Genomic DNA, 8,080 nt, shown 5'->3' with positions numbered 1-8,080 from the left:
TCTTCTTTTCGTTATCCCCCCCCCCCCCCCCCCCCCCCCCCACGGCCGCGCCATCACCCCGCCCCCTCACGACCCAGACAAGGACCTCGGTGCTCCGTTTCGTCGTACGGCGCCTGCTGCTGCTGGTGCCCATCCTGTTCGGGCTCAGCCTGCTCCTGTTCACCTGGGTCCGCGCCCTGCCGGGTGGCCCCGCGCAGGCGTTGCTGGGGGAGCGGGCTACCCCCGAGGCCGTGGCCGAGCTCAACCGGCTCTACGGCTTCGACCGGCCGGTCATCGAGCAGTACCTCGCCTACATGGGCCGCGTGCTGCAGGGCGACCTCGGCGTGTCGACCACGACCCGTCAACCCGTCACCGACGAGCTGCTGCGGCTGTTCCCCGCCACCATCGAGCTGGCGTCCTTCGCGCTGGTGCTCGCGGTCGGCCTGGGCATCCCGCTGGGGTACGTCGCCGCACGCCGGCACCTGACCTGGGTCGACTCCAGCGCCGTGCTGGCCTCGCTGATCGGTGTCACCATCCCGGTGTTCTTCCTGGGGTTCATCCTCAAGTACGTGTTCTCGGTCCAGCTGGGTCTGCTGCCGTCCTCCGGCCGCCAGGACCCACGGCTGTTCTCCGAGCACCCCACCGGCTTCTACGTGCTGGACGGGCTGCTGGTCGGCCGCCCCGACGCCGCCTGGGACGCCTTCCTGCACCTGATCCTGCCGGCCGTCGCCCTGGCCACGATCCCGCTGGCGATCATCGCCCGCATCACCCGCGCCAGCGTGCTGGACGTCGTCAACGAGGACTACGTGCGCACCGCCGACGCCAAGGGGCTGTCCCGGGCGACCGTGCGGGGACGTCACGTGCTGCGCAACGCCCTGCTGCCGGTGGTCACGGTGATCGGCCTGCAGATCGGCCTGCTGCTGTCCGGGGCGGTGCTCACCGAGACGGTGTTCGCCTTCCCGGGGGTCGGGTCGTTCCTCGTGGACGCGATCACCAACCGGGACTTCGCCGTCGTCCAGGGCTTCATCCTCGTGATCGCCGTGATCATCGTCGTGGTGAACCTGCTCGTCGACATCTCGTACGGCCTCATCGACCCCCGGGTCCGGGCCTCGACCATGACGCAGGCCCCGGCCTCGTCCAACGTAGGAGCAGGTGTCTGACCCGTGCCTCCCCATGACGACATGAGCGAGAGGGCCCGGGCCGAGGCGACGTCGACCGACGCCGCCGTGCCCGGGGCCCCCAGCAGCGCCGAGGCGCTGGCCACCCGGACCGCGACCGAGCCGGCCCCGGGCGAGGCCGGCACGTCGCTGGGCCGCGAGGCCGTCCGTCGGGTGGTGCGGGACCCGCTCGCGGTCTTCGGCGCGTTCCTCGTCCTGTCCTTCGTCCTCGTCGCGATCTTCGCGCCGTGGCTCGCGCCGTACGGCCCCAACGAGCGGGTCGGCGCGGTCACGCCCACGAACATCCCGGGCCCGTCGGCGGAGTTCTGGTTCGGCCTGGACAGCCTGGGCCGCGACGAGTTCAGCCGGGTGATCTACGGCGCCCGGCAGTCCCTGCTGGTCGGGGTGGTGTCCCTGCTCATGGGCGCCACGGTCGGCATCTCCATCGGCCTGCTGGCCGGCGCGTTCGGGGGCTGGGTCGACACGCTCGTCATGCGCATCACCGACATCATGCTGTCCATCCCGGGCCTGCTGTTCGCGATCGGCATCGCCGCCGTGCTGGGCCGGTCGCTGCTGTCGGTGATGATCGCCATCGCCGTGGTCAACGTGCCCATCTTCATCCGGCTGCTGCGCGGGTCCATGCTCGCCCAGCGCAACAGCGACTACGTGGTGGCGGTGCGCAGCCTGGGGGTGCGCGACCGCAACGTGGTGCTCGGCCACGTCCTGCCCAACAGCCTGTCGCCGGTCATCGTCCAGGGGACCCTGACGTTGGCCACCGCCATCATCGACGCGGCCGCGCTGGCGTTCCTCGGCCTGTCGGGGACGGACCCGTCGGTGCCGGAGTGGGGCCGGATGCTGGCCGAGACGCAGCGCTTCCTCGCCTCCGCGCCGCACCTGGCGTTCTTCCCCGGCATCGCGATCGTGCTGGCCGCGCTCGGGTTCACCCTGCTGGGGGAGTCCATGCGCGAGGCCCTCGACCCCAAGTACCGGAGGTGAGCGGGATGCCCACGACCACCACCGTCACGGGGCACGCCGGCGGACCGCGACCGGCGGGCGACGGGCCGTTGCTGCAGGTCCGCGACCTGTCGGTCCGGTTCACCCGCAAGGGCCGCGCCCCGGTCGTCGCCGTGGACAGCGTCAGCTTCGACGTCGCCGCGGGACGCAGCGTCGGCATCGTGGGGGAGTCCGGCTCGGGCAAGTCCGTGACGTCCCTGGCGATCATGGGTCTGCTGCCCAAGCGAGGGGTCGACGTCGCGGGCAGCGTCACCTTCGACGGCGAGCAGCTTCTCGGCATGTCGGACGACCGTCGTCGGGCCCTGCGCGGCGCCGAGATGGCCATGGTGTTCCAGGACCCGATGTCCTCGCTCAACCCGGTCGTGCCGATCGGGGTGCAGGTCACCGAGGTGCTGCGACGCCACCGCGACATGAACAAGGCCGAGGCCCGCGACGAGGCCGTCGACCTGCTGCGCCGTGTCGGCATCCCCGAGGCCCAGCGTCGGCTGAAGGACTACCCGCACCAGCTGTCCGGGGGGATGCGGCAGCGCGCCCTCATCGCCATCGCGCTGGCGTGCTCGCCGCGCCTGCTGGTGGCCGACGAGCCCACCACGGCCCTCGACGTCACCATCCAGGCGCAGATCCTGGACCTGCTGCGCAGCCTGATCGCCGACACCGGCACGGCGCTGGTGCTCATCACCCACGACCTGGGCGTGGTGGCCAGCATGTGCGACGACGTGCACGTCATGTACGGCGGACGGCTGGTGGAGTCCGCGGACCGCCACGAGCTGTTCGCCCGGCCCGAGCACCCGTACACCAACGGACTGCTGGCGTCGGTGCCGCGCATGGACTCCCCGCGCGGCGAGCCGTTGACGCCCATCCCCGGCTCACCCACGCTCACCCGGCCGTGGAGCACCGGGTGCGCGTTCGAGCCGCGCTGCACCCGGGCCCAGCCCGACTGCCTGGGCTCGGCGCCGCCGATGGAGGTCGAGCGGGGCCACGCCGTGCGCTGCCGGCACCCCTACGGCGTCCCGGAGCCCGTCGCCGTCGTCGACCCGAACGGGGAGCGAGCATGACCGTCACCGACACCACGAGCGGTCCCACCCGCAACCAGCAGGACGTCCTGCTGTCGGTGCGCGACGTCGCCGTCCACTTCCCGATCACCAAGGGGATCATCCGCGACAAGGTGATCGGCCACGTCAAGGCGGTCGACGGCGTCTCGCTCGACGTGCCGCGCGGCAGCACCTACGGCCTGGTGGGGGAGTCCGGCTGCGGCAAGAGCACCCTCGGCCGGGCGATCCTGCGCCTGCTCACCCCCACGAGGGGCGAGGTCTGGTTCGACGGCACGGACATCGCCACCCTCAGGGGCGAGGAGCTGCGCCGGTCCCGGTCACGGATGCAGATGATCTTCCAGGACCCGATGTCGAGCCTGGACCCCCGCCAGTCGGTCGAGGCCGCGCTGTCGGAGCCGCTGCGGGCGCACGGGGTCTCGCCCGGCGCCGGCGGGTTCGGCGCCAAGGTCAAGGAGCTCCTCGACCAGGTCGGCATGCCCGCCTCGGCCGCGTCCCGGTTCCCGCACGAGTTCTCCGGCGGGCAGCGCCAGCGGATCGGGATCGCCCGCGCCGTGGCGCTGCGCCCGGAGCTCGTCGTCGCCGACGAGCCCGTGTCCGCGCTCGACGTGTCGGTGCAGGCGCAGGTCGTCAACCTGCTCGAGGAGCTGCAGGACGAGCTCGGCCTGACCTACGTCGTGATCGCCCACGACCTGGCCGTGGTGCGGCACGTGTCCGACGTGGTCGGCGTGATGTACCTGGGCGCCCTGGTCGAGGAGGCCGACAGCGACACGCTGTACGAAGCCCCGATGCACCCGTACACGCTGGCCCTGATGTCGGCCATCCCCGTGCCCGACCCGCTCGTCGAGGCCACCCGCGAGCGGATCCTGCTGTCGGGCGACCTGCCCAGCCCGGCGGACCCGCCCACCGGCTGCCGGTTCTCGACGCGGTGCCCGTGGGTGCAGCCCGGCCGCTGCACCACCGAGCGGCCGGAGTTCCGCGAGGTCGCGCCCGGGCACAAGGTCGCGTGCCACTACGCGGAGGACATCAAGGCGGGGCGGGTCGCGCGGACGGCGTGAGGGGGGCGCCTGCCGGCGTCACCTGCCGACGAGGTGGTGGTCGTGGCGGTTCGTCGGTGGGTCGTGGTCCGTGGGCTCATCGCCCGTCAGGCCGGGGCCCGTCGCGCCACCACCGCGTACAGCGGGTCGCCCCAGGACCGCGGCGAGGTCCGCAGCGAGACCTCAGGCTCGGTGAACCCGCCGGCGCGGCGCAGGTAGTCCACGACGATCTGGCACCGGCCCGCGTCGTCCGTGGTCAACCAGCCGCGGACCGCCTTCGTCGGGAAGCAGCGGTCGGAGAACGTGACGACGACGGGTGCCTCGGGTCGCAGGACCCGCGCGGCCTCCCGCAGCACCTCGACCGGCCGCGTCAGGTAGTCGACGGACACGCAGCAGACCACCGCGTCGAACGACGCGTCGTCGAACGGCAGGGTCGGGTCGAGGTTGAGGTCGTGCACGACGCGCGCAGTCGCGTCGCCGTTGGCGGAGAGCTCGGTCTCGTTCATGCCGAGCACCGTCAGCCGCGCGGGCGGGGCGCGGAAGTGGGACACCCACGACGACATCAGGTCCAGCACGTGCTGCGGCTCGGCCGCGGACCCGTCGACGCCGAGCTCGGCGTACAACGCGCCGACCGCAGCGACCGCCCGTTCGTCGATGTGCGTCACCAGCCTGGGCGGCAGGTAGAACCGGTCGTCCGGCGTCGGGTCGTCGCGGTCGAAGAAGCCGGGTGGGAGGCCGTCGGCGTCAGCAGGCACGGGAGCAGTCTGCGGTCGCCGTGGTCGGGGCGCCCGGTGGACCCGTCCGTCCGGGTGACACCTCGCCGTCGCTCTGCTCGACCGGACAGCAGCAAGGGATTCGCTGGTGCGCCACCCCTGTCCAGACCTCGGGACCACGCGAGGCCCGTCACACCCGCGACACAGTCTCTTGCCACACTGCGCTCATGCGTGATGCGGAGCACCCGGTCGGCACCACCCCCGACGAGCCCGGCAGCGGTCGTGACGACGACGTCGCGCGGTTCGCGGCCGGCGTCTCCTCCGACACCCAGCACGCGGCGCTGCGGGCCTCGGTCCGCCAGCTGGCCACCCTGCTGGGCGAGGCCCTGACCCGCCACGAGGGACCGGAGCTGCTGGCCCTGGTCGAGCAGGTCCGCAAGATGGCCCGCGAGCCGGACGACGGCGCCCTGCACGACCTGCTGGCCGGGGTCGACGACGCGACCGCGGTCGTCCTGGCCCGGGCGTTCACCGGGTACTTCCAGCTGGTCAACGTCACCGAGCAGCTGCACCGCTGGCGCGAGGTCACCACCGACACCGCCGGGCCGCTGTCGGCCACGGTGTCCCGCATCAGCGAGGCGCTGGAGGCGGGCAGCGTCGACGTGGACCTGGTGCGCGAGGTGATGAACCGGGTCGAGTACCGGCCTGTCTTCACCGCCCACCCCACCGAGGCCAGCCGCCGCACCGTCCTGCGGCTGCTGCAGCGCATCGCGGGCATCGTCGACGCGTCCGAGGACCCCCGCCGCACCCCCGCGCAGGCCGACCAGCAGGAGCGCCGCCTGGCCGAGCTGGTCGACCTGCTGTGGCAGACCGACGAGCTCCGCATCGCCAAGCCCGACCCCAAGGACGAGGCCCGCACGGCGATGTACTACCTGACGTCCATCGCGGGCGACGTCGTCCCCGACCTGATGGAGGAGCTCGACCGCCAGCTCCGCGGCATCGGCGTCGAGCTGCCCGCCGACGCCCGGCCGCTGCGCTTCGGCAGCTGGGCCGGGGGCGACCGCGACGGCAACCCCAACGTCACCCCCGAGATCACCGTCGAGGTCCTGGCCCTGCAGCACGACGCCGGGCTGCGGGAGCTGATCCGGCAGGTCGAGGACGCCCTGACCGAGATGTCGTCGTCCAGCCGGGTCGTCACCGCGTCGGAGGCGCTGCTGGCCTCGCTGCAGGCCGACGCCGACGCCCTGCCCATCACGCACTCCCGGATCGCGCGGCTCAACGCCGAGGAGCCGTACCGGCTCAAGCTGAGCTTCGTGCGGGTGCGCCTGGTCCGGACCCGCGAGCGGCTGCTCGAGGGCACCCCGCACGAGCCCGGCCGCGACTACCTGGGCCTGGACGAGCTGCTCGCGGACCTGGTCCTGGTCCGGGACTCGATGCTGGCCGGCGGCGACCGGCTGACCGGCGACGGCGTCATCCTGCGCCTGATCCGCACCGCGACGGCCATGGGCACGGGGCTGGCCACCCTCGACGTCCGCGAGCACAGCGGCAAGCACCACGCCGCCCTGGCGGAGCTGTACGACCGTCTCGGTGAGCTGGAGACCCCCTACGGCGACCTGGACCGACGCGAGCGGATCCAGCTGCTGTCGCGGGAGATGGCCGGCCGGCGCCCGATCGTCGGGCAGGGCAACGTGGCCGAGGACGGGCCGGCCGCGGCGTCGCTGGGGCTGCTGAGCACCATCCGCACCGTCCTGGACGCCTACGGCCCCGACGTGGTCGAGACGTACATCGTGTCGATGACGCACGACGTCGACGACATCTTCGCCGTCGTGGTGCTGGCCCGCGAGGTCGGCCTCGTCGACCTGGGCTCCGACACCGAGCCCGCGACGTCGCGGCTGGGGTTCGCGCCGCTGTTCGAGACGGTGGCCGAGCTGGAGATCGCCGGTGACCTGCTCGACGCCCTGCTCAGCGACCCGTCCTACCGGCGGGTGGTGGCCGCGCGCGGCGACCTGCAGGAGATCATGCTCGGCTACTCCGACTCCTCCAAGGACGCGGGCATCGCCGCGTCGCAGTGGCAGATCCAGCGCGCCCAGCGGTCGCTGCGGGACGTCGCCGCCAAGCACGGCGTCCGGCTGCGGCTGTTCCACGGCCGGGGCGGGTCGGTCGGGCGCGGCGGCGGGCCGACCGCCGAGGCGATCCTCAGCCAGCCCTGGGGGAGCCTGGACGGGCCCATCAAGATCACCGAGCAGGGCGAGGTCATCTCCGACAAGTACATCCTGTCCGGCCTCGGCCGCTGGAACCTGGAGAGCGCCCTGGCCGCGGTGGTCGAGGCGTCGGTGCTGCACCGCGGACCGCGCCTGTCGCAGGACGTCCTCGACGGCTGGGACGCGACCATGGACGTGGTCGCCCGGGCCGGGCAGGACGCCTACCGGGCCGTGGTCCGCGACGAGGCGCTCGTGCCGTTCTTCGTGTCGGCCACCCCGGTCGAGGAGCTCGGCAAGATGAACATCGGGTCGCGGCCGTCCAAGCGTCCCGGCGGCCCGGGCGGCCTGGACGACCTGCGGGCCATCCCGTGGGTGTTCGGGTGGACCCAGTCCCGGATGGTCCTGCCCGGCTGGTTCGGTGTCGGCAGCGGTCTGGCCGCGGCTCGCGAGAACGGTCAGGCCGACAACCTGCGGGCGATGTACGGGGACTGGAACTTCTTCCGGACGTTCCTGTCCAACGTGCAGATGTCGCTGGCCAAGACCGACCTCGACATCGCCGCCCGCTACGTCAAGGAGCTGGTGCCCGAGGACGCGGCCGGGTTGTTCGACGCCATCCGCACCGAGCACGAGCGCACCGTCACCGAGGTGCTGGCCGTGACGGGCCAGTCGCAGCTGCTGGAGTCCGCGCCCGTGCTGCGGAAGACCCTCGAGCTGCGAGACGCCTACCTGGCCCCGCTGCACGCGATGCAGGTGTCGCTGCTGGCCCGGGCCCGCGCCCTGCCCGAGGACGCCGAGGTGCCGGCCGAGCTGCAGCGGGCGCTGCTGCTGACCATCAACGGCATCGCCGCGGGGCTGCGGAACACGGGCTGAGCCCGGGCCGAGGACGCCGGATCGACACGCGCCGCCGACCGCGGCCGGCCGATCGGACTCCTC

6 protein-coding genes are annotated in these 8,080 nt (G+C 72.9%); 5 read left to right on the top strand and 1 reads right to left on the bottom strand.

Annotated features, from left to right (window positions below; all coding sequences use genetic code 11):
* Positions 1–89: 89 nt before the first annotated feature.
* From ACR80Q_RS11505 to ACR80Q_RS11490, 4 genes are read left to right on the top strand one after another with little or no spacing between them, the layout of a single operon-like run.
* Entirely contained in the window at positions 90–1,139 is a 1,050-nt protein-coding gene (locus tag ACR80Q_RS11505; RefSeq protein ID WP_435377752.1) for an ABC transporter permease, read from the top strand.
* 21 nt (positions 1,140–1,160) lie between these two features.
* A complete protein-coding gene (locus ACR80Q_RS11500) occupies positions 1,161–2,132 on the top strand; it encodes an ABC transporter permease (protein ID WP_435377751.1) in 972 nt (323 codons plus the stop codon).
* Between the two features lie 5 nt (positions 2,133–2,137).
* Complete coding sequence (locus ACR80Q_RS11495; protein WP_435377750.1) at positions 2,138–3,205, top strand: ABC transporter ATP-binding protein; 1,068 nt, start codon at positions 2,138–2,140, stop codon at positions 3,203–3,205.
* On the top strand, positions 3,202–4,257 hold the full coding sequence (locus ACR80Q_RS11490; protein WP_435377749.1) for an ABC transporter ATP-binding protein: 1,056 nt from the start codon (positions 3,202–3,204) through the stop codon (positions 4,255–4,257). The genes ACR80Q_RS11495 and ACR80Q_RS11490 overlap by 4 nt, the downstream gene beginning before the upstream one ends.
* An 86-nt stretch (positions 4,258–4,343) precedes the next feature.
* Here ACR80Q_RS11490 and ACR80Q_RS11485 read toward each other — a convergent pair whose 3' ends face one another.
* Positions 4,344–4,991 carry a class I SAM-dependent methyltransferase gene (locus ACR80Q_RS11485; RefSeq protein WP_435377748.1) on the bottom strand — a complete coding sequence of 216 codons (648 nt, stop codon included), beginning with the start codon at positions 4,989–4,991 and terminating at the stop codon, positions 4,344–4,346.
* A gap of 185 nt (positions 4,992–5,176) precedes the next feature.
* On the opposite strand from ACR80Q_RS11485, the gene ppc reads away from it, so the two are divergent.
* A complete protein-coding gene (gene ppc / locus ACR80Q_RS11480; RefSeq protein ID WP_435377747.1) occupies positions 5,177–8,017 on the top strand; it encodes a phosphoenolpyruvate carboxylase in 2,841 nt (946 codons plus the stop codon).
* Positions 8,018–8,080: the final 63 nt, after the last annotated feature.

This window comes from Aquipuribacter aurantiacus, from assembly GCF_051216895.1.
Taxonomy (GTDB): Bacteria; Actinomycetota; Actinomycetes; order Actinomycetales; family JBBAYJ01; genus Aquipuribacter.
Note: the sequence above shows the minus strand (reverse complement) of the source record. Positions and strands in the feature narration are given on the sequence as shown.